We start from the raw sequence: 19,583 nt of genomic DNA, 5'->3' as shown, positions 1-19,583 counted from the left end.
CGCGGACGCTGTCCTGAGAATGCGATCAGGGCCGCGCCGCGCCGGATGCTGTTTCCAAGGCCTCGTGGAAGCCGGGTGCTTCGACCATCGGGCCGAACCAGTGCTCGACCTCGGCCGCCAGTGACAGAAAGGTGGGGATGTTCTGTTGACGAGCGGGTCCGACGAACACTTGGTCAGTGTCGCGGGGGCGTGATGCGATGTGGTTATCCTGGCGGAGTCGACACGATGGACGCACCCGGGCTGCTCACGCCGCACTAGCGCATACCGTCGAACTCAGCGCCCATTGCCACACCGAATCCGCAGGATCAGGACAGAAACCGGCGCTGAGTCCATGCACCCGACCTAGCGGGCGTTCGCGCGCGACAGGTTCCACCCCTGCCACGTATCGTCGTCGAGATCGCGGCGGATCGCGGAGAGCACTTCGCGACGCTGCGGTTCCGGAAGCCGCTCTACGACGGAGACGATATCGGGTGAGAGCCCGCCGAGGTAGCCCGTGTCGAGGTTCCTACCGTGCTCCCAACGGTCTATATTCCGGTCCGCGACAAGGCCTTCCGGGTTGAGCACGGCCAGTGCGAACAGTGTCGCCATGGCGGTGCCGATGGCGGCGCGCGGCAGCCAGGTGCCGTCCGAGCGAAGGACAGCGGCGATCATCAACAGGTACACCAGCCCCAGCCAGAGTTCGCATACCTCGACCAGCAGGCGCATGACCGTGAAGCCATAGGCCTGCTGGTAGGTCCACATGCGGCCGAGTGCCGAGGCCACGATGATCAGCGTCAGCACCCCGATCGCGCACAGCAGCATCCGCAGCCAGGCTCGGTCGGCAGCGGATTCCCGTGCAGCCCAACGCAATACAACGGCGATTACCGCGAGGGTGAGGATGGTGACGATCGAAAGCTGCCAGAATCCGCTGCGCGCGTATTCGGCGTAGGTCAGATTCGCGGTGCGCTGCACGTAGTCGTCACCGCCGAACAGCGCGACGAACTGAGCGGCGACGAAAACCGCGAACAAGATGGTCAACGCGCCCACCGGCAGTGCCCACTCCAACCGTCGCAGGCCTCGACCCGACGGTGCACCCGTCGCTGCGGCTCGCGGACCGGCAAGCAGATACATGGCCCCGACGCTGCCCAGCCCGAGCACCGCGAACAGCACGATCCACTGCACAACCGATGGCGCGTCGATATCCGGGGTCACCGCGTCGAGCAGTTTCGCGAATGTCGCATCGGCGCCGCCCAGCAACGGCGCGAAAACCGCCAACAACGCCAGCGTCACCACAGCCGATATCCCGGCTCGCCACGACCGGCGCGCCGGACCGTCGCCGATCCGCCGGAATGCCGAATACACCCACGGAATGCCCGCGATCGACTCGAACGGCACCGCGATCACGTCGTACCACGCGCCATACACCGAACGCCGCCCGACAACAGCCAACGACCCGGCCACCCCAGCCCCGACGACACACAGCGCGAACAGCCACTCGGCCGCCCGCACCGCCCCGACTGCCAGCAGCGCCAACGCCAGGGTCGTCCACCACACCCGCCCCCAATTCACAGCGCGAGCACCGATCACCGATCCAGCGGGATCGGCTTCCGCACCACCGTCTTGCACAGTCGTACGACCGACCGGATCCGTGCTCCCCCATCCGCGCTCAGCCCCTTTCGAGATGGGCGATTCCGGCGAATTCGGTATCGCAGCCGCATCGGCGCCCACCGAACCGGCGCTGTTCACGTCGGATCGATCGGACGGCGCGCCGGCATCTTCGAGTAGCGTCCGACCACCGGGTATCTCAGGAACCACGCGTCCCGGATCACGCCTCGTCTCCTCGGACGCGGCCGAATGCTGTGCCGAGACGGCCGCTCCTGCCGTACGACGAGCGCGACGGTCCACCGTGAATACCGCGGCCGCTGCCACCGAACCGGCGAGTACCCAACCGATTCCGGGGCGGTCCAATGGGATGAACACCGCGCCGGCGAGACCTGCGATGCCCGCGGCGGGCAATACGCTTGGCGGGCAGGCGATGCGCCGCCATCGCGGCATTTGTACAGGCCAGGGTCGCGACGGTGGCAACGCGGAGCCGGGCCGCGGAACCGGCGGCATCATGGGCGGCGACGCACTCGATGGCGGACTCGTCGGCACACTCGAAGCGCTCGACCACACACTCGGCCAGGTAGGCGGCGCAATCGACGCTGTTCCTGATGACGCCTCGGCCGCACCACTCGACGGCACTCCCCGATCCGCCGTCGACATGTCAGTGGGTTCGCCCGACTGCACCACACGCTCGCTTACCGAATCCGATGCGTCCGACGCCCGTTCAGCGGACGAGGCGGTCGATGCCTCGACTGTCTCCGCAACCGAATCACCGCCGGACTCGACTGCGGTCGGCGCATCACCCACGGATTCGATGGTGGACAGGTTGTCAGGTTCGGACGGTGTCCCCGCTTCGGCCGAAGAGTCGGCAGCGTTCGCCGCGTCCGAATCGGCCTGTACCTTCGGCTCCGATATCGGTCTGGGTGGCATGGGTGATTCTGGGTGGGATTGGTCTGGCATGAGGTGCCCTCCTTGAGGTGTGCGACATTGTCCCGGGACCTCGTGGTCCGGGTTGCGGAACGTTGGGATGCGTTACGGGGCGGGAAGTACTACACGGATCCGGGAGCCGGGATCGGCGACGGCTATGGTGCCGCCGTGCAGATCGACTATCCAGCGGGAGATGGCCAGGCCCAGGCCAGTACCGCCACCATCGGTGCGCCCGCCGCGGGTGAAGCGGTCGAAGATGGTGGCGCGCTCGGCGATCGGGATGCCGGGGCCTTGGTCTTGAACGTCTATGACGAGACCACCGCGGTCGACGCGGGCCTCGATGCGGACCTCTCCGCCCACAGGTCCGTGGCGGGCGGCGTTGTCGAGCAGGTTGAGCAGCACCTGATGCAGACGTGCACGGTCTGCGAAAACGCTTGCGCTGCTTGGTTGCACATCGGTGCGGAAGCGCACGCCGCGCCCGAGCGCCGCCGCGGCCACCTCGGCCTCGGCGATGACCTCGGCCAACAGCGGTGTGACGCTGAGTTCTTCGCGGTCGAGGGCGCGGGCGCCGGATTCGATGGTGGACAGGTCGAGCAGTTCGGAGACGAGTCGGCCGAGGCGCTCGGTTTGCGCGAGTGCGGTGCGCAGGGTTTTGTCGTCGGGTTCGGATACACCGTCGACCATGTTCTCCAGCACCGCATTCAGCGCGGTGATCGGGGTGCGCAGTTCGTGGGAGACGTTGGCGATCAGGTCACGGCGCTGTTGGTCGGCGGCGGCCAAGTCGGCGGCCATCTGATTGAACGCCACCGCCAGTTGGCCGACCTCGTCGCGGGAGCTGGCCCGCACCCGGCGGGTGTAGTCGCCCTGCGCCATCCGCTTGGCCGCCGCGGTCATCTCGCGCAGCGGCCGAGTGGTGCCGTGCGCGAGGATCTGCGAGGTGATCAGTGCGATCACCGTCGCCGCGATCGTCGTCTTCGGCGGCAACCAGCCGATCCGCAGCCGGAAGAACCCGAACGCCACGCCAGCCGACCCGAGCATCAGAATCGCGAACTTCAGCTTGATCGATTTCACCGGATCCAGCGGTCGCGGCACCACTTCCGCTACCGCGTCCGATATGCCACGCAGCCTCCGCGAAACAGTTGCGCGCCGCTGCGTCCCCGCGCGCACGACATCCTCGGTGGCGTGATCGCTCATTGCGCGTCCAACGCGTAGCCGACACCGTGCACCGTGCGAATCACGTCCGCGCCGAGCTTGCGACGCAACGCCTTGATATGACTGTCGACCGCCCGGGTGCCCGCGGCGTCGGCCCAGTCCCACACCTCTTCGAGCAATCGTTCCCGGGCCAGCACCACGCGGGGACGTCGCGCGAGGCGAGCCAGCAGGTCGAATTCGAGCGGAGTGAGTTGCGCTTCGATATCGGCGCGCCACACACGACGCTGGTCCACATCGATGCGTAGATCGCCGACGACGATGGTGGCGCCGTCACGCTCGGCGACGCGATCCACCCGGCGCAGCAGGGCATGCACGCGAGCGGTGAGGACACGAAGCGAGAACGGCTTGGTCAAGTAGTCGTCCGCGCCGACACCGAGGCCGATGAGCTGATCGGTTTCATCGGTACGCGCGGTGAGCATGAGAACCGGGATCGGACGTGCGGCCTGGATGCGGCGGCACACCTCGAGACCATCGAAGCCGGGCAGCATCACATCCAGTACGACCAGATCGGGCACCACCGCCTCGGCCGTCGCGACCGCTCCCGGCCCGTCATGCGCCAGATCAACAGTGAAACCCTCGGCTCGCAGACGCACCGCCACCGACTCCGCGATGGTCACCTCGTCGTCGACCACCAGAATCCGTCGCGCCGCCTGCCCATTGCCCGCCGCGTGCTGTTCCATGAACCGAAACCCTAGTCATTCGCTGTGGAGAGAACCCGCGTCAATTGTGGAGATTCCGTGTGCACCGCAGGCGCGCTCGAGCAGGACAACACAGCCGGCGACATCAAACTGTTTCCCACCTGCAACGAAAGCGCACACGAGAAGCTGCGACCACGGCGCACAGTTAGCGACATGGTTGCCATGGGCCGGATCGGGATACGCGTGCTGGTGGCCGTTGTCATCGCGGTCATCGCGCCCTCGGGGCTACCCGGTGACGTGACGGCCGCGCAGATGGCGACAGTGGGCGGCGGCTCGGGCATCCTGATCGAGGGCCGAGCGGTATGCACCGTCACGACGATCGGCTATGACAGAGCCGGCCGGATGGTCGGACTCACCGCCGGCCACTGTGCCGATATCGGTATGTCCGTCCAGGCCGAGACACAGCAGGCGGGCATCATCGGCACCGTCGCCGCGGTCGGGCACAGCAACGACTACGCCGTCATCGAATTCGACGGCACCAAGGTCACGCCGGTTCGCCAGGTGGCGCAGACCTTCATCGGAGGCATCGGCGCACCGCCGCGACCGGGCGATATCGTCTGCAAGAACGGCCGCACCTCCGGCTTCGACTGTGGTGTGGTGTGGGATACGCACGAGTGGTGGTTCCGGAGCCAGCTCTGCTCCAGGCCGGGCGATTCGGGCGGGCCGGTCACCCTCGGCGACCGCCTGGTCGGGATGAATATCGGGCACATCGGGATCGTGGTGGCCGGCGTGACCGTCTTCGACGTCGCCTGCGGCGCCGCGCCGGCCGTGCACGATCCGGCCGTCGCGGTCGACATCGGCGTGATCCTGGATGAGATGAATCAGTCGGACGCCGTCGGTACCGGATTCCGGCCACTCTGAGTTCATGGGCCCAATTCCGGGCTATCCGTTCGTACACTCGATGCCGAAATGCGCCGACTGTCGAGCAGATACGGCGTCATCCTCATCGACGTCGAACCCGGCGCCGCCACTACACATCCATGCGTACGGGCCGCGGACCGGCTACACCTGAGCGCCCTCGGCCACACGCTGGCCCCTGTCGACGCCGTCGCTGTTCCAGGCTCGGCGCGACCCACTCGCCCGAAGGTGTTATCCGCCTGAGCGACGGGGTCGACCTCGTAACGCGGTTCGCCATCGGACGTCCCGAATCCAGGGTGGTCGTACACCAGACAAGCCACGCCCGCTTCGCCGAACACTTCCGCGAACGGGGCAACCCATTCCTTGACGCTCGCGAAACCGTGTGTCATCACCACCAGCGGGACCCGGGCCCGAGACCGCTTCCGACTGGAAGAGCCAGCCCCGCAATGTCACTGCGCCGCTGGTGAATTCGATATCGACCCGCATTCGATGCCCTCCATTACTTCCGTCCTGTAACGAAGGTGCCGCGCGGGTGGCGCGATGTCGAAAGTCCATGCGCCCCAGCAGATCAGGTCCACAGCACCGCGACGAATACGTTGACGATCGCCGAACCACCGGACGCGTGCGTCATCCACGGCACCGGCTTCCCCTTCTTGGCATCCGCGCGACCGATCTCGGCGAATGCAGCAACCAGCACCGAGATGACCAATTTGGTGCCGATTTTCGCCATATTCGGATCCTTGCCGAGCGAATCGATCGAATCCGCCATACCGACCAGGATCAGACCGGTGACGAGCTGTGCCCGCGCACCCCACACCATCAGCTCGGGTACGTCCGGCTGCCCGGCGACATACCCGCCGACAACCGCAGCCATACCCAGCAGATGGGCGACGACGACGATGTTGTACACGAACTCCACGTCGCAAACTCCCTCAGTCACAGTGACCGTTTCGACCCACGAGTCTTCCAGCATGTACGGTCGCCCGGCTGGGAAATCAGAGGCGACAGGGATCTGGCCCATACCGTGCGTGCGGCTGGCTACCATGACGAGGATGCTGAGCAACGCACACATCGAAGCCCGCATACCCACCAAGGACCTGGGCCGAGCCCGCCGCTGGTACGCCGAGAAACTCGGCCTCGAACCGGTCGAGGAACGCGAGGGCGGCCTGCGCTATGCAGGTGCGACGGGTGTCTTCTGCCTGTTCGCCTCCGCCGGTGCGTCCGACGGCTCGTTCACCCAGATGGGTTTCTATGTCGATGACATCGAGGCAACCGTCGCGGACCTGCGTGCCCCTGGCGTGGTGTTCGAGGAATACGACGGCACCGTGAACGGGATCATGGACATCGAGGGCAACTATCCGAGCAAGGGGCGTGCCGAGCGGGGCGCGTGGTTCCGTGACAGCGAGGGCAACCTGCTCGGTATCGGCCAAGTCGTCCCCTGAGCTTGTCTTTAACCCCCACCGGCTGTGCTGTTGGGGGTGGTGGTGTCTTTGCCTGCTGGTCATCGACAGCGCGATCGATGCGAAAACCCACTCAGGCCAGGACGTCGTCCAGACTGCTCGCCGTGAGCACCCGCGCAGACCACAGTTTGAGCTGCTCCAATCCACCATCGCGGACAGTCTGCTCGACCGACGGAGGCAGCCGACCGAACTTCAAGGTCAACAGCTCGACCAACGTCACCGCACGCCCGCGCACTTCACCGCGCGCCTCACCACGCGCTTCGCCGCGCGCCTCACCTTCTGCGCGCAACCTGTCAGCGGTAGTCACGATGATCCCCTTAGTTCGGACACGAATCGACTGATCGGCGCGGGCGTAATCGAGTAGCGCCCGCACCTCAGGCCAGTACGTCGTCCAAACTGCTCGCCGTGAACACCCGCGCGGTCCACACCTTCAACTGCTCCAACCCGCCATCACGGATAGCCTGCTCGACCGACGGGGGCAGCCGACCGAACTTCAAGGTCAACAGCTCGACCAACGTCACCGCACGCCCGCGCACTTCACCACGCGCCTCACCTTCTGCGCGCAATCTGTCAGCGGTAGTCACGATGACCTCCTTGGCTTCGTACCCGAGTTGATCGGTGAGGGGATCGAGGTCGTCGGGATTCAGATCACCGACGGTCATAATGTACTTCACGATGGCCCTGAAGGCCTGTTTCCCGCCTGGACCTGCGAGGATGGCGGCCAGGTCGGAAACAAGCGGCCGAAGTTGCACGACCAGGTCGGGGTTGCCCGATGCGATTTTCTGCAGGCACAGCATGACTCTGGCCGCGGGCGTCAGAGGCCGGCGCAGTAGTGCGGACAGATCGAGGGCGTTGACGTCATCGAGCACGTACCGCATCCGGGGCAGGTAGTCCCCGAGCGCAGCCCGGGTGTCGGCATCGATATCGATCAGTTCCGCTACGTCCATCGGTGCCGTCCACCGGCAGCCGGTCGGGCCGACGTGAACGACCACCGGAATGACCGGCGGCAGCAGTCGAGCATGAGGGTGCGAGCGCAGGTAATGGTTCCAGATGCTGACGACATATTCGAGCATCCGGAACGGCATCAGATTGTCGCTGCGGCTCTGATGCTCCAACAAGATGTAGACGAATGCGTCGCGACCGTCCAGGCGGGTTCGGAACAGTAGATCACTCTGGCGGGACCGCAACTCGTCGGACACGAACGTACCCGACTGCACCTCGAGAGTGCCCCAATCCAGGCGCGCCACAATCTCCCTCGGCAACACCACACGTAGCTCCGAGGCGGCCTCGGCGGGTCGGCCGAGCACATTGCGGAAGTAGGCGTCGTGCGGGTTCGACGGGTTCGCGGCCATGTGGCGCACCGTACTACCGCCCACCGACACAGCAGCCGGGCGAGCGACGTTGCACGCCAGGTTGATTCACGCGCCGGGTTACTCGCCCCTGACCGCTCGGGATGAGTCGAATTGTCGGACAGCTATCAGCGAACCGGGTTGCCGGGGCGCGGTGCGTATCCGCCGGATGTGTCATTGGGACAGCCATTGCTCGATGAGGTCAAGTGACGCTGTCGTATACAGCGCTTCGCCGTCTTCCGCGTCGAGCAGTGTCCAGCGCTGATCGCGCACCAGCAGGTAACCTGCTCGTTCGGCGCGACTGGCGAGCTGCTGCTCTCGGACCGATTCCGGATCGGAAGTCACCGGATATCCTTTCGCTAGATAGTGCCTTGTGAATGTTCTTGGGGGACAAAGAATTCGACCCAATATTCGTGCCGTATCGCATCCCATAACCGGGAGAGTTCCGGGAATCGCTCGCGAAGGTCGGCCAGATCTGGTGCGACGGCAGGTGTTGCGGCGGACAGCAGCGGCTGCGCTTCGGATAGGTTGCGCACCAGCATTATTCGAATGCGGTGGCGATCGATCCGCCAGTCCGCGTGCCAGCCGTCGACCTCGGTGCGACGTTCGCTCATTCCGGCCCCCGTTCGAAATCAGTCGTTGTCGTGATCGTTCACGCGTACGCCGGAGATCGGCGATGCCAGCCCATTGAGCTTGGCCAGTACCTCGTGCAATGTGCGCACGGGCAGCCCATGAAGGGCGCGCGGCTCGGTGTCCAACGGAGGGAACGCGATCCCCCGGGCGGCGGTCCGCTCGCGCGGGGTCACCGATTGCGGAACGAGCCGTCCGGCATCGACCAGCGTGTAGTACGCCGCAGCCTTCCACGCGCACCGATGAATTCGGCAGGTACGGTGCCTGCGCATCAGCTCGTGCGCCAGCTCGATGTCTGCGCACTCGCAGATCTCCGGCAGGGTGAAGGTGAGCTCCTGGCTCATTACGCCGCACCCACCGCACACGGTTCCGGACCCGCCGACCGCGCCCAAGTTGTTGCGGGGCAGACGGTTTCGAGATCGAAATCCTCGCATACCCGCGCCGGTTGATCGTCGACATGAGCCAGGTCGTAGACAACGAGCGCGGCCACATCGAGCCCGGCCGCGATACCGAGGGCATATTCGATCGGATCGGGGGTGTCCTGTGGCGGCCGTATCGTGTAAACGTACTGATAACCCAACGACGCGGCGTGCCGCGTCACGGCGCTCGCGTGCTCGGGTGCGGCGAGTCCGGACACCTCACCGCGCACGAATCCGACCGCTTTCGGCCGCGCACTTCGGCGTGTATCCAGTTCTGCCACTTGCTTGTTCGTTATCATTTGCGAACCTCCGGTCGTACTGAGTCTTCTGGGCACCCGGTCGCGAATGGGGTGGAACCGTCGAGCCAGCGGGGCGGGTTCTCGCATCAAAGCCTTCCGCCCGGGCGTCTCCATCAGATCACTCGACCGTCAAAATGACACTGCCGAATCAGCATCTCTCAAAAAGTGATTCAAAACCGCAGGGCGCCTGCCACTATGACAGTCGACCCCTGTCATTTCTGATAGTGCCAAGGAGCTGCGATGGTCTTTGCGGGACACACTTCACTGCCACGACGCCAGCTGGGACAGTTCGTGCGCCGACAGCGGGAGGCGAATACGTCCTTCACCCAGGAGGCGGTCGCGAAAGCGATGCAGTGGAGCCACAGTAGGTACGCGCGCTTCGAACGAGGAGAACCCGGCAAGGTGCTGGACCGGGATCTCGTCGAGCTCGGCAAGATCCTCGAAATTCCGGACCATGAAGTCGCGGCCATGATCGAGCTGGCTCGGCAGGTGGCCGAAAAGACTTGGTACGACCCGTACAACGATCTCATTCGAGCCAACCTCGACGTCTACATGCGCTTGGAGACCGACGCGCGGTCGATGGAGATCTGGCGACCCGATCTGGTGCCCGGACTACTCCAAACGGCCGATTACGCCGGCGCATTGAACCGGATCCACTTCCCGAAGGAAGCCGAGGAGGAGCACGAGCGCCGGATCGAGTTGAAGATGCAGCGCCAGAAGATCCTCACCCGCAAGAAATCGCCGATCATCGTCGATCTCGTCCTGCACGAATGTGTTCTGCACACAATCGTCGGAAGCGAGGCGATTACAGCGGCGCAGTGCCGACATCTTGCGGACATGAGCACCAACCCGAACATCTCGATCCGCATCCTGCCGTTCAAGGCAGGGTTTCCGCTTGGCACACCGGTCGGACCGTTCGTAATCCTCGACTTCGAACCCAAACCGAACGGCGTATCCGAACCGACCGTCGTCTACGTCGAGAACTACTCCGGTGACATGTACCTTGAGGAAGAGACGGACGTCGAACTGCACCGGCGGGCGTCTGCGACGATCCAGCACACAGCGCTGGATGCGGTGGCCAGTAGGGCACTGCTGCGGCAGGTAGCACGGAAGGACTCGACACAGTGAGCGATGACCGCCTAGCAGGTGCGAAATGGTTCAAGAGCACCCGCAGCTCCGGAAACCACGAATGTGTGGAGGTGGCATTCCTGGACGGCGGTGGCGTAGGAGTTCGCGACAGCAAGAATCCGACCGGCCCGGCACTGGTATTCACCCCCGGCGAGTGGGACGCCTTCACCGCGGGCGTGCAAGACGGTGAGTTCACCCGCCCCACAACGTAACAACCTCGAACTGATCGCGGGTAACGGCCTCAGTCCAACGCAATGGACTGAGGCCGTCCCCTTTTCCCGGATACCTCGTCCAATAGGTTCCCTCCAAACGACATATGCTCTCGCACACCTTTTGTCACGCCCCGCACACGCACGGCGCGCGAATCGGCACGCGAAAGCTCCCGAGGACAGTGCCGCATCCAATAATTTCTCCCGTAACCGAGTCTCAGGTGTGGCACCGACCCGTCGAGCGCAGTCGAATTGCGGTGTCGGACGATGTGGCGAGCCACATTTCGACTACGCCCGGCGCGTAGCCGGACCTGATAGCGAGGCAACCTATCCGGACGGGGCGCGCATTGCTTGTTGCGCGGCATCGGCGAATCCACCCCATTGCGATCGGGTGTGGGATGCGGTTGTTGCGGGAGTTCGTTCTCAGTTGGTTGTCGTCGACCAGGCGTGCGACGACCGGATGTCCCAGCACACGCCCGGCGAATTCCCGTTCGACACGATCGACGAGGTCCGCGACGGCGACGATGTCGTGTACCCCGGCCACGCCATGGCCGGCGCTGAAGATCTGTGCTTGGACCGATAATTCGGCGGATCGACGATACGGTTACGAGAGGCCAGTTCTCTACTGGCGGATATGATCCCTTCGCAAGCGACGCCGCAGGCAGAGGAGGGCAAGTGACCGGCCGACTCACGGACAAGGTTGCGTTCATAACCGGAGCAGCGCGAGGCCAGCGCCGCGCGCACGCGGTGCGCATGGCTGCCGAAGGCGCCGACATCATCGCCGCAGTCGTCGCGGGCCCACTCCCGCCAGCGGTTCCCTATGATTCGGCGACGCCCGACGATTTCGCCGAGACGGTGCGCCTGGTCGAAGCGACCGGCCGCCGCATACTTGCCTCCACTGTCGACATCCGGGACCAGGACGGATTGCGCAAGGCCGTGAACGAAGGCATCGATACCCCGGGTCGCCTCGACACCATCGCCAACGCCGGAATCTGCGTCCCGGAAACCTGGGTCGCGATCACCCCCGAATCGTTCCGCGATGTCATCGATGTCAATGTCATCGGAACCTGGAATACCGTCGTCGCCGGCGCCCGACACATTGTCGATGGCGGGCGCCTCGCCGCCGTCTTCGAAAGGGTGGCATGACCAAGCGCGTATTCACCTCGTTGGACCAACTGCGTACCGCGGTCGGGGAATCCATCGGACCGGGACCGTGGCGGACTGTCGACCAAGCGCGAATCGATGCCTTCGCCGAAGCCACCGGCGACGACCAGTGGATCCACGTCGACCCGCGGCGCGCCGCGGACGGACCATACGGCGCGATCATCGCTCACGGCGACCTCACGCTCTCACTGAGCCCGCTGCTGGGCCGCGACACCTACGCCCTCGACTTCGGCACGGCCCGAATCAACTACGGCAGCAACACCGTTCGCGTCCCGTCGGCGGTTCGCGCGGGCACCCGCGTCCGCGCCACCGCGACCATCGCGGACCTGCGCGTCGAACAGACCCGGGTACAGCTGACCGCCCGCTGGACCATCGAGAACGACGGACAGCCCAAACCGGCGTGTGTCGCGGAAACGATCACGGTGGTGGGGCTGTGAAACTCGCACGAACGCACGGTCTTTCCGAGATCCAGACCGAAATCCTGAATACCGTCCGTGCCTTCGTGGACAAGGAGATCATTCCGAGCGCTCAGGAACTCGAACACGCCGACACCTACCCACAGGCCATCGTCGACCGCATGGCGGAGATGGGGCTGTTCGGCCTCATGATCCCGGAGGAATACGGTGGACTCGGCGAATCGCTGCTCACCTACGCGCTCTGCGTCGAAGAACTCGCACGGGGCTGGATGAGTATTTCCGGGGTGATCAACACCCACTTCATCGTGGCGTATCTGCTTCAGCACCACGGCACTCCGGAGCAGAAGCAACACTTTTTGCCCCGGATGGCCACGGGCGAGATCCGCGGTGCGTTCTCGATGTCAGAGCCCGAACTCGGCTCGGATGTGGCCGCCATTCGCACGAAAGCGATCCGCGACGAGTCCGGCGATTACGTCATCGACGGCCGGAAGATGTGGTTGACCAACGGCTCGACAGCGACCGTGGTCGCGGTTCTGGTCCGCACCGACGAAGGGCGCGAACGTCCGCACGACAACCTCACCACCTTCCTGATCGAAAAGCCCGCCGGATACGGCGAGGTGGCGCCGGGTCTGACTATTCCCGGCAAGATCCACAAAATGGGCTACAAGGGCATCGATACCACCGAGTTGCTGTTCGACAACTACGTCGCGGCCGCGGACACGGTGCTCGGCGGCATTCCGGGCGAGGGCTTCAAGCAGATGATGGACGGCATCGAAGTCGGCCGGGTCAATGTCGCCGCGCGCGCCTGCGGAATAGCCGTTCGCGCATTCGAACTCGGCGCCCGCTACGCCCAGCAGCGCTCTACCTTCGGCAAACCCATCGTCGAGCACCAGGCCATCGGCTTTTCTCTGGCGGAGATGGCAACCAAAGTCGAAGCAGCACATCTGATGATGGTCAATGCCGCCCGTCTCAAGGATTCCGGTGAACGCAACGACGTCGCCGCGGGCATGGCCAAATACCTGGCCAGTGAATTCTGCAACGAAGTCACCCAGGCCAGTTTCCGCATCCACGGCGGCTACGGGTATTCCACCGAGTACGAGATCGAGCGGCTGATGCGCGAGGCGCCGTTCATGCTGATCGGCGAAGGCACCAGTGAGATCCAGAAACGGATCATCAGCAAGGGCGTATTGCGCGACTACCGTCTGTAAGTTCGAGCATCTCGCTATTGCTCGACATGGTCGAGGCCGACGATCCCGATCGGCTGTCGAGGCCGACGATCCCGATCGGCTAATGGTGGTATCCGGCGCTGTTCGGGCCACCACCGCGGATCTGGATGCCGTGGCCCGCGGTGCGGCGGGACTGATCGGTTCGTCGGGCGTCGAACACGTCGCATACATCGGGACCGGTGGCGTCATGGTGCCTCTGCTGCTGTTCGGCTCCGCCCGAGCCGGACGGGCCTCGACCGGGATCCGGCACGCTCACGGTGCACGACGTTCCATTGGAACTCGCGCAGGCCAAAGCATTGCCATCCAGCGACTGACACGTAGGTCTTCGCTGAGCCAGACGCGGCCGCACCCGGTACTGGATCGGTTCACCGCCGCGGCCCTTGGTGTCGGTTCGCCAAGAGCCCTGTCAAACGGCGGCTGTGTCCTCTTCTGCGGCAGGCATGCTGTTCAGCAGCGTGCGCACCATGGTGGGTACCTGGACGTCGAGTTCTGTCGGTATCGGCCGGTCGGCTGCGAGATATCGCCGCACCGCGGCGTATGGCAGGTCGATGATGGTGAGAACGATTGTTGCCGTGGACAATCCGGTTTCGGCGCGTAACGAGTGGACGATTCCGCGGATCGCGGCATCCCACTGGGCTGTTTCGGCGGCGCGCTCCGCACGCGCGGTGGCGGGCCAGCTCTGGGGAGCGAATTGGTGGACACCCGCGAGCAGGACCTGCGCGTCGAGCGGGCTGCTCCGGCACCACCGCACGACATGGCCTGTGATCGCGGCGGCGGACTCGATCGGATTGTCCTGGTCGAACAGGACATAGGCATCGCGGTGCAGGTGCTCGATGGCCCTGTTCCACAGGGCAGCCAGCAACGATGGCCGATCGGCGAAGCGATGGTAGACCGATCCGCTCGGTGCACCGGATTCCCGGATCACCCCGGACATCGTGACCCCGGCCGGACCCTGCGAAGCCAGCAGCCGCGCAGCGGCGTCGAGGATCGTCGCCGTGTCGTGCACGAATCTCACCACGGTGTAGAGACTACTCTCCAGACGTCGCTGTAGAGTGAAGTCTCTACAACCATGAGAGGCCAACCATGACCATCACCTCCGAAGACGTCTACCGACTCGCTCCGTTCGTCCGCACTCTCGGCGTGGAGTTCACCGAACTCACACCCGCCGCGGTCACCGCCCGCCTGACCCACACTGTCGAGTTGTCTACAGCAGGGGGTGGCCTGCACGGCGGTGCCCTGATGGGGTTGGCCGATGCGGCTGCCGCGGTCTGCGCGGTTCTCAATTCCACTCCGGGGGCGCTGCCCGCGACGACCGATTCGACGACGCATTTCCTGCGCCCGGTCCGCGGAGCGGCGCAAGCGGTCGCGGCGCCGGTGCGCGTCAGCCGCACCGCTGTGGTGGTGGGTGTGCAAATCACCGACGAGTCCGGCGAGCTGTGCGTCCACGTGATCCAAACTGTGCAGACACGCATTCCGCACGCGGCCGCCTGAAACCGAAAGAGCCGCCTGAAACCGAAAGATCAGCGACCCGTGCATACCTGGGCTGTCACTCGTCCGCTCGCAGCAGCAGTACGCCGCTGGGCGTCAGCCCATCGCTGGTGACCACACCGACCCGGGCGTCGGGAATCTGTCTGGCTCCGGCTCGACCCCGGAGTTGGCGGACGGCCTCGCGGACCAGGCCCATGTCGTAGGTGCGGCCGTGCGAGAGCTGCCCGCCGTGGGTAGCAGCGATCGGCGGCAAGGCCCATGCCCCGGCTACCGCCCACGACCACAGCTGCGGCGGCGGTCGATCCCAAATCCATTGCGCTACCACCTCCGTCGCACGCTGTAGCTACGTCAGTATCTGTGGCGCGATACCGCACGATGCCCGTGCCGCCACGCGGGCTGCGACGCGCCGACAGAAGCCATCGCAGTAGGATTTACGGTTATAGCTACGATAGCTGCTGCTGTCTGTTTCCCGAGCCCGGGAAACGATTGCGTCGGAACGGACTTCACGGAGGTGGACGCACATATGGCTAAGCGGGCAGCTGCGGAGAAACGGCCGCGGCGTGAGCGCGGGTCCCTCAATCCCGGGGACATCCTCGACGGTGCGTTCGAGCTCGCGGATCAGGTGTCGCTGGACAATCTGAGCATGCCGATGCTGGCCAAACATCTCGACGTCGGCGTGACGAGTATCTACTGGTACTTCCGCAAGAAGGACGAACTGCTCAATGCCATGACCGACCGCGCGCTGCGTCAGTACGCCACCTTCGTCACGCCTTTCGTCGTCGCGAGTGACTGGCGCGAATCGCTGCGCAACCATGCCCGCACAATGCGGGAGACCTTCAACGGCAATCCCATTCTCTGCGATCTGATACTCATCAGGTCGGCGCTGAGCCCGGCAGCCGCGCAACTGGGCACACGGCAGACCGAGGAGATCATCGCCAATCTGGTCGAAGCCGGACTGTCGCTCGACGCCGCCGTCGCGACCTACTCCGCTGTTCAGCTGCATGTGCGCGGATCGGTTGTGCTGCAACGCCTCTCCGACAAGAACGAGGAATCGGAGTCCGGGGCGGGCGCGCATTACGACCGCCTCGCCATGTCGCCCGACACCACACCACTACTGGCAGAGGCGGGTTCGAAGGGCCTGCACAGCGGGGCGCCGGACGATCGAAATTTCGAGTACGGCCTCGACTGCATTCTCGAACAGGCGAGCCGGTTGCTCGAATCGGGATCGGGCGCGAAGGCGAAGAAAGCACCCGCCAAGAAGGCGCCCGCGAAAAAGGCACCTGCCAAGAAGGCATCGGCGGCGAAGTCGCGCGCCGCGCGCCGTCCCGCCGAGGCCGCTGCGGCGAAGTAGCCACTCAGCTTCGCGCGGCCACCTGAACTCGCCGGAAACTCGGCGAGTTTGACGGTGCTGATGTTCATCGACCAGGTAACCATCAGCACCGCCATACCCGCGCCGACCACCAGTTCCAAACCATGTGACTGTCACCGTCGAAAAGCACGACGACCACTGGCTCGTCAGCGGTATGACACCGTTGTAGCCGGCGAGAGGATGATGTAAATGCCGAATCCCGCGACCTCGGCGGCGCAGCCGCTGGCCGGTGTGACCATCGTGGAGATCTCCAGCTTCGTCGCCGCACCGCTGGCGGGTATGACGCTGGCGCAGCTGGGCGCAGAGGTCATCCGCGTCGATCCGATCGGCGGCGCGGCCGACTACCGCCGATGGCCGCTCACCGACGACGGCGAGAGCATCTACTGGACCGGACTCAACAAGGGAAAGCGCTCCGTCACAGCCGATTTGCGCGCACCGGCCGGACAGTTGCTCGTCACCCGCCTGATCACCGGCGGCGGCCACGGCGGCGGTATCCTGCTCACCAACGCCGCCGGACGGGATTGGCTCGACTACGACACGCTCACCGCCACGCGGCCCGACCTGATCCAGCTGGAAATACTTGGCCGCGCCGATGGTTCGGCCGCTGTCGACTACACCGTCAACGCGGCCACCGGAATTCCGCTCGTCACCGGACCTGCCGATCACGAGGGCCCGATCAATCATGTTCTGCCCGCGTGGGATCTGGTCTGTGGTGTGTACGCGGCGCTGGCGATCACCGCGGCGCTACGCCACCGTGACGCGACCGGACAGGGCAGCCGGATCACCCTGCCGCTCGAAGATGTCGCGCTGGCCATGGTGGGCAACCTCGGCTTCCTCACCGAGGCCGCACTGTGCGGGCGGCAGCGCCCGCGCTCGGGCAATGCCATCTACGGCCAGTACGGCCAGCACTTCACCAGCGCCGACGATGTCTCCTTCATGGTTGTCGCCCTGACCCCCAGGCATTTTCGTGATCTCACCGAGCTGACCGGCAGCACCGCGGCGGTCGACGCGCTGGCCACCGCGCTGTCGGCGGACTTCACCGATGAGGGCACGCGCTACCGTCATCGCGACGTACTGACCGGACTGTTCACCCCGTGGTTCCGCGACCGCCCCGCCGAGGACATCGGCACCGCCCTGGCGAAAACATCGGTGCTCTGGGAGCGCTACCGCAGTTTCGACGAACTCGCGACCGACCCGCGCGTCACCGAGAATCCCCTGTTCACCCTGCTACGTCAACCCGAGATCGGCGAATACCACGCCCCCGGTTCCCCGATCTCGGTCAACGGTGCGCACATTCCCGCCCGCCCCGCACCTCGACTCGGCGAACATACCGAATCCATCCTGCGGGATCGCCTCGGACTGTCCCCCGAATCTATTGCGGCACTGCACATGTCGTCGATCGTCGCGAACGAGCCACCGGAACGAATCGCCCGATGATTCCGCCCGGAGACCGCCACCCGATCGGCCACCGCAGCCGAATCGCGCGGCATCTTGCTACCGACAGCACTCCGGGTCGAGTACGAAACACAAGGCGGACAACGCATCCCGGCGTGCCGCATGCTGCACGGTCATGCCCTGACGCACCGATTCCACCAGACCGGCGGCGCGCAATTGGCCCAGATGGTGGCTCACCGTCGACTCCGCCAGCGCTACCGCGGCGGCCAGCTCGCGGGTATTGACCGTGCCGTCCCGCTCGGCCAACAGCAGCGACATCAATTTCACGCGCACCGGATCCGCCAGTGCCTTCAACCGCAACGCCACTTCAAGCGCGACCCGATCATCGACCGGGGCCGCCGCCACCGGCGCGCAACAGATCGGCGCGGACACATCCAGCGCGGGCAGCGTCTTGGGCATCCCTATATCGTGGCATAAATCGAAAAGGCCCCGAGCCGCGCCGCCACAGCGAAAGCATAAGTCCCCCACCGGAAATACGCCTGCGGCCGACGCAGTAGCGACGGCCGCAGGAATCGGAGATCTCAGATCTCGGCGAGCTTCTTCGCATCCTTGCGGACACCGAACGAGGTGACGATCTCCATGATGCCCAGAATGACCAGCCACCACCCCGCGACCAACGCCAGCGTCGCCACCGACGCGACCGGCCACACGATCAGCACCACACCTCCGATCGCGGTGATGATTCCGAAGAAGGCCTCCCAGCCCCGCCCCGGCAGCGCAGGCTCGGAGATCGCCGCCATCAGCAGCGCGACACCGCGGAACAGCCAGCCGATACCGATCCACAGGCCGAGCAAAAGTATCGATTCCAACTCGTCACGGAAGCAGAAGATACCGATGATGATCGACACCACACCGCTGATGAACGCGAGCACCCGGATTCCGGTGCTGGTGTGCGTGCCGAATGCGGCCACCAATTGCAGGAAGCCACTCACCACCAGATAGATGCCGAAGATGATGCCTGCGGCCACCAAGGTCACATCGGGCCAGACCAGGATCATCACACCGAGGATCACCGACAGGATGCCGGTGACCAGCACCGTTTGCCACGCACTACGCGCAACCCGTTGCAGAGGACCCTCTAGCACGCTGTTTGTCGTCATAGCGTGATGCTATGCCTCGCGCCAGCGGTTTTCTGAACATTTGCCCGAACGGGTCAAGCGCCGCATCCTAGGCGGGTGTCGCGATATTTACCATCCACGCGATACCGAAACGATCCAGGCACATGCCGAATTCGTCGCCCCACATCTGCTTCTCCAACGGCACGGTCACGGTGCCACCGGCAGACAGCTGGTCCCAATAGCCGCGCAGTTCATCGGGGGCGTCACCGCTGAGACTGATCGAAATGCTGCTCCCTGGTTTGTACTCCATACCTGGCGGGGTGTCCGACGCCATCAGCGTGAACCCGCTCGGCGTTTCCAGCATGCCGTGCATGATCAAGTCCGCGCCTGGCGCGTCCTTATCCCCCATATCCCCAAAAGTCTGCATGGTCAGCGTGCCGTCGAACACATCTCGATAGAACTCCAACGCGGTGCGCGCCGAGTCGGAAAAACTGATGTACGGGTTGAGTCGGGAGGTCATGGGAACGCTCCTTGGTGGTAGTGGCCGCCACCGCCGAGGTTAGTCCTCCGACTCGGACAGTGGGCTCGATAGCGAGCTACTCGCTCACGTTTATGGCCGAGAGGGCTCGGGTAG

26 protein-coding genes and 2 pseudogenes are annotated in these 19,583 nt (G+C 64.9%); 11 read left to right on the top strand and 17 right to left on the bottom strand.

What is annotated here, in order from left to right; translation table 11 throughout:
- Positions 1 to 25: 25 nt before the first annotated feature.
- The 4 genes from ACQPXH_RS15290 to ACQPXH_RS15275 all read right to left on the bottom strand — a co-directional run bounded on the left by ACQPXH_RS15290 (position 26) and on the right by ACQPXH_RS15275 (position 4,403).
- Positions 26 to 169, bottom strand: a complete 144-nt coding sequence (locus tag ACQPXH_RS15290; RefSeq protein ID WP_433602992.1) for a hypothetical protein — start codon at positions 167 to 169, stop codon at positions 26 to 28.
- A gap of 173 nt (positions 170 to 342) precedes the next feature.
- A complete protein-coding gene (locus ACQPXH_RS15285; RefSeq protein ID WP_433602991.1) occupies positions 343 to 2,034 on the bottom strand; it encodes a DUF4153 domain-containing protein in 1,692 nt (563 codons plus the stop codon).
- A gap of 582 nt (positions 2,035 to 2,616) precedes the next feature.
- Positions 2,617 to 3,549: a HAMP domain-containing sensor histidine kinase gene (locus tag ACQPXH_RS15280; protein ID WP_433603467.1), complete on the bottom strand. Its 933-nt coding sequence runs from the start codon at positions 3,547 to 3,549 to the stop codon at positions 2,617 to 2,619.
- A gap of 152 nt (positions 3,550 to 3,701) precedes the next feature.
- Positions 3,702 to 4,403, bottom strand: coding sequence for a response regulator (locus ACQPXH_RS15275; protein WP_433602990.1), 702 nt, complete (start codon positions 4,401 to 4,403; stop codon positions 3,702 to 3,704).
- A 171-nt stretch (positions 4,404 to 4,574) separates the two neighbouring features.
- Here ACQPXH_RS15275 and ACQPXH_RS15270 point away from each other — a divergent pair, with 171 nt between their 5' ends.
- Positions 4,575 to 5,282, top strand: a complete 708-nt coding sequence (locus ACQPXH_RS15270) for a S1 family peptidase (protein ID WP_433602989.1) — start codon at positions 4,575 to 4,577, stop codon at positions 5,280 to 5,282.
- Between the two features lie 2 nt (positions 5,283 to 5,284).
- On the opposite strand, the gene ACQPXH_RS15265 is transcribed toward ACQPXH_RS15270, so the two are convergent.
- On the bottom strand, positions 5,285 to 5,668 hold the full coding sequence (locus ACQPXH_RS15265) for a hypothetical protein (RefSeq protein WP_433603466.1): 384 nt from the start codon (positions 5,666 to 5,668) through the stop codon (positions 5,285 to 5,287).
- Between the two features lie 179 nt (positions 5,669 to 5,847).
- Positions 5,848 to 6,153 carry a hypothetical protein gene (locus tag ACQPXH_RS15260; RefSeq protein ID WP_433603465.1) on the bottom strand — a complete coding sequence of 102 codons (306 nt, stop codon included), beginning with the start codon at positions 6,151 to 6,153 and terminating at the stop codon, positions 5,848 to 5,850.
- A 178-nt stretch (positions 6,154 to 6,331) separates the two neighbouring features.
- On the opposite strand from ACQPXH_RS15260, the gene ACQPXH_RS15255 reads away from it, so the two are divergent.
- Positions 6,332 to 6,721, top strand: a complete 390-nt coding sequence (locus tag ACQPXH_RS15255; RefSeq protein ID WP_433602988.1) for a VOC family protein — start codon at positions 6,332 to 6,334, stop codon at positions 6,719 to 6,721.
- 91 nt (positions 6,722 to 6,812) lie between these two features.
- Here the strand turns inward: ACQPXH_RS15255 and ACQPXH_RS15250 are convergent, their stop codons facing one another.
- From ACQPXH_RS15250 to ACQPXH_RS15225, 6 genes are all read right to left on the bottom strand, one after another.
- Complete coding sequence (locus ACQPXH_RS15250) at positions 6,813 to 7,046, bottom strand: hypothetical protein (RefSeq protein WP_433602987.1); 234 nt, start codon at positions 7,044 to 7,046, stop codon at positions 6,813 to 6,815.
- Positions 7,047 to 7,113: 67 nt separating this feature from the next.
- A complete protein-coding gene (locus ACQPXH_RS15245) occupies positions 7,114 to 8,091 on the bottom strand; it encodes an Rpn family recombination-promoting nuclease/putative transposase (RefSeq protein ID WP_433602986.1) in 978 nt (325 codons plus the stop codon).
- A 171-nt stretch (positions 8,092 to 8,262) separates the two neighbouring features.
- Positions 8,263 to 8,433 (bottom strand): hypothetical protein, encoded by a 171-nt coding sequence (locus ACQPXH_RS15240; RefSeq protein WP_433602985.1) that lies wholly within the window; start codon positions 8,431 to 8,433, stop codon positions 8,263 to 8,265.
- 14 nt (positions 8,434 to 8,447) lie between these two features.
- Positions 8,448 to 8,702, bottom strand: a complete 255-nt coding sequence (locus tag ACQPXH_RS15235) for a hypothetical protein (RefSeq protein WP_433602984.1) — start codon at positions 8,700 to 8,702, stop codon at positions 8,448 to 8,450.
- 18 nt (positions 8,703 to 8,720) lie between these two features.
- A complete protein-coding gene (locus tag ACQPXH_RS15230) occupies positions 8,721 to 9,062 on the bottom strand; it encodes a hypothetical protein (protein ID WP_433602983.1) in 342 nt (113 codons plus the stop codon).
- Positions 9,062 to 9,418, bottom strand: a complete 357-nt coding sequence (locus ACQPXH_RS15225; protein WP_433602982.1) for a hypothetical protein — start codon at positions 9,416 to 9,418, stop codon at positions 9,062 to 9,064. Before ACQPXH_RS15225 ends, ACQPXH_RS15230 begins: the two co-directional genes overlap by 1 nt.
- Positions 9,419 to 9,676: 258 nt before the next feature.
- Between ACQPXH_RS15225 and ACQPXH_RS15220 the strand changes: the two genes are divergently transcribed.
- The 6 genes and pseudogenes from ACQPXH_RS15220 (at position 9,677) to ACQPXH_RS15195 (ending at position 13,561) form a co-directional block, all read left to right on the top strand.
- Positions 9,677 to 10,564 (top strand): helix-turn-helix domain-containing protein, encoded by an 888-nt coding sequence (locus tag ACQPXH_RS15220; protein ID WP_433602981.1) that lies wholly within the window; start codon positions 9,677 to 9,679, stop codon positions 10,562 to 10,564.
- Positions 10,561 to 10,776 carry a DUF397 domain-containing protein gene (locus ACQPXH_RS15215; protein ID WP_433602980.1) on the top strand — a complete coding sequence of 72 codons (216 nt, stop codon included), beginning with the start codon at positions 10,561 to 10,563 and terminating at the stop codon, positions 10,774 to 10,776. The genes ACQPXH_RS15220 and ACQPXH_RS15215 overlap by 4 nt, the downstream gene beginning before the upstream one ends.
- Before the next feature lie 457 nt (positions 10,777 to 11,233).
- On the top strand, positions 11,234 to 11,356 hold the full coding sequence (locus ACQPXH_RS15210; protein ID WP_433602979.1) for a hypothetical protein: 123 nt from the start codon (positions 11,234 to 11,236) through the stop codon (positions 11,354 to 11,356).
- A 92-nt stretch (positions 11,357 to 11,448) separates the two neighbouring features.
- Positions 11,449 to 11,889 (top strand): annotated as a pseudogene (locus tag ACQPXH_RS15205) (SDR family NAD(P)-dependent oxidoreductase); the annotation flags it as partial.
- 26 nt (positions 11,890 to 11,915) lie between these two features.
- On the top strand, positions 11,916 to 12,374 hold the full coding sequence (locus ACQPXH_RS15200) for a MaoC family dehydratase (RefSeq protein WP_433602978.1): 459 nt from the start codon (positions 11,916 to 11,918) through the stop codon (positions 12,372 to 12,374).
- A complete protein-coding gene (locus ACQPXH_RS15195; RefSeq protein ID WP_433602977.1) occupies positions 12,371 to 13,561 on the top strand; it encodes an acyl-CoA dehydrogenase family protein in 1,191 nt (396 codons plus the stop codon). The genes ACQPXH_RS15200 and ACQPXH_RS15195 overlap by 4 nt, the downstream gene beginning before the upstream one ends.
- 424 nt (positions 13,562 to 13,985) lie before the next feature.
- On the opposite strand, the gene ACQPXH_RS15190 is transcribed toward ACQPXH_RS15195, so the two are convergent.
- A complete protein-coding gene (locus ACQPXH_RS15190; RefSeq protein WP_433602976.1) occupies positions 13,986 to 14,597 on the bottom strand; it encodes a TetR/AcrR family transcriptional regulator in 612 nt (203 codons plus the stop codon).
- Between the two features lie 65 nt (positions 14,598 to 14,662).
- On the opposite strand from ACQPXH_RS15190, the gene ACQPXH_RS15185 reads away from it, so the two are divergent.
- Positions 14,663 to 15,070: a hotdog fold thioesterase gene (locus ACQPXH_RS15185; RefSeq protein ID WP_433602975.1), complete on the top strand. Its 408-nt coding sequence runs from the start codon at positions 14,663 to 14,665 to the stop codon at positions 15,068 to 15,070.
- A gap of 55 nt (positions 15,071 to 15,125) precedes the next feature.
- On the opposite strand, the pseudogene ACQPXH_RS15180 reads toward ACQPXH_RS15185, so the two are convergent.
- Positions 15,126 to 15,302 (bottom strand): annotated as a pseudogene (locus ACQPXH_RS15180) (thiolase C-terminal domain-containing protein); the annotation flags it as partial.
- A 288-nt stretch (positions 15,303 to 15,590) separates the two neighbouring features.
- Between ACQPXH_RS15180 and ACQPXH_RS15175 the strand changes: the two are divergent.
- Positions 15,591 to 16,418 (top strand): TetR/AcrR family transcriptional regulator, encoded by an 828-nt coding sequence (locus ACQPXH_RS15175; protein WP_433602974.1) that lies wholly within the window; start codon positions 15,591 to 15,593, stop codon positions 16,416 to 16,418.
- A 207-nt stretch (positions 16,419 to 16,625) separates the two neighbouring features.
- On the top strand, positions 16,626 to 17,873 hold the full coding sequence (locus ACQPXH_RS15170) for a CoA transferase (protein WP_433602973.1): 1,248 nt from the start codon (positions 16,626 to 16,628) through the stop codon (positions 17,871 to 17,873).
- Between the two features lie 57 nt (positions 17,874 to 17,930).
- On the opposite strand, the gene ACQPXH_RS15165 is transcribed toward ACQPXH_RS15170, so the two are convergent.
- The 3 genes from ACQPXH_RS15165 to ACQPXH_RS15155 form a co-directional block, all read right to left on the bottom strand.
- Entirely contained in the window at positions 17,931 to 18,290 is a 360-nt protein-coding gene (locus ACQPXH_RS15165) for an Rv2640c family ArsR-like transcriptional regulator (protein WP_327098699.1), read from the bottom strand.
- Between the two features lie 122 nt (positions 18,291 to 18,412).
- The gene (locus tag ACQPXH_RS15160; RefSeq protein ID WP_433602972.1) at positions 18,413 to 18,991 is read right to left on the bottom strand and encodes an HdeD family acid-resistance protein; all 579 of its coding nucleotides are present in this window, start codon (positions 18,989 to 18,991) and stop codon (positions 18,413 to 18,415) included.
- Positions 18,992 to 19,058: 67 nt separating this feature from the next.
- Positions 19,059 to 19,469: a VOC family protein gene (locus ACQPXH_RS15155; protein WP_433602971.1), complete on the bottom strand. Its 411-nt coding sequence runs from the start codon at positions 19,467 to 19,469 to the stop codon at positions 19,059 to 19,061.
- Between the last annotated feature and the right edge of the window lie 114 nt (positions 19,470 to 19,583).

Source organism: Nocardia sp. CA-135953, assembly GCF_050955735.1.
In the GTDB taxonomy this organism is placed as follows: Bacteria; Actinomycetota; Actinomycetes; order Mycobacteriales; family Mycobacteriaceae; genus Nocardia.
The sequence above is the reverse complement of the archived record's forward strand: the minus strand, read 5'-3'. Positions and strand labels throughout refer to the sequence as shown.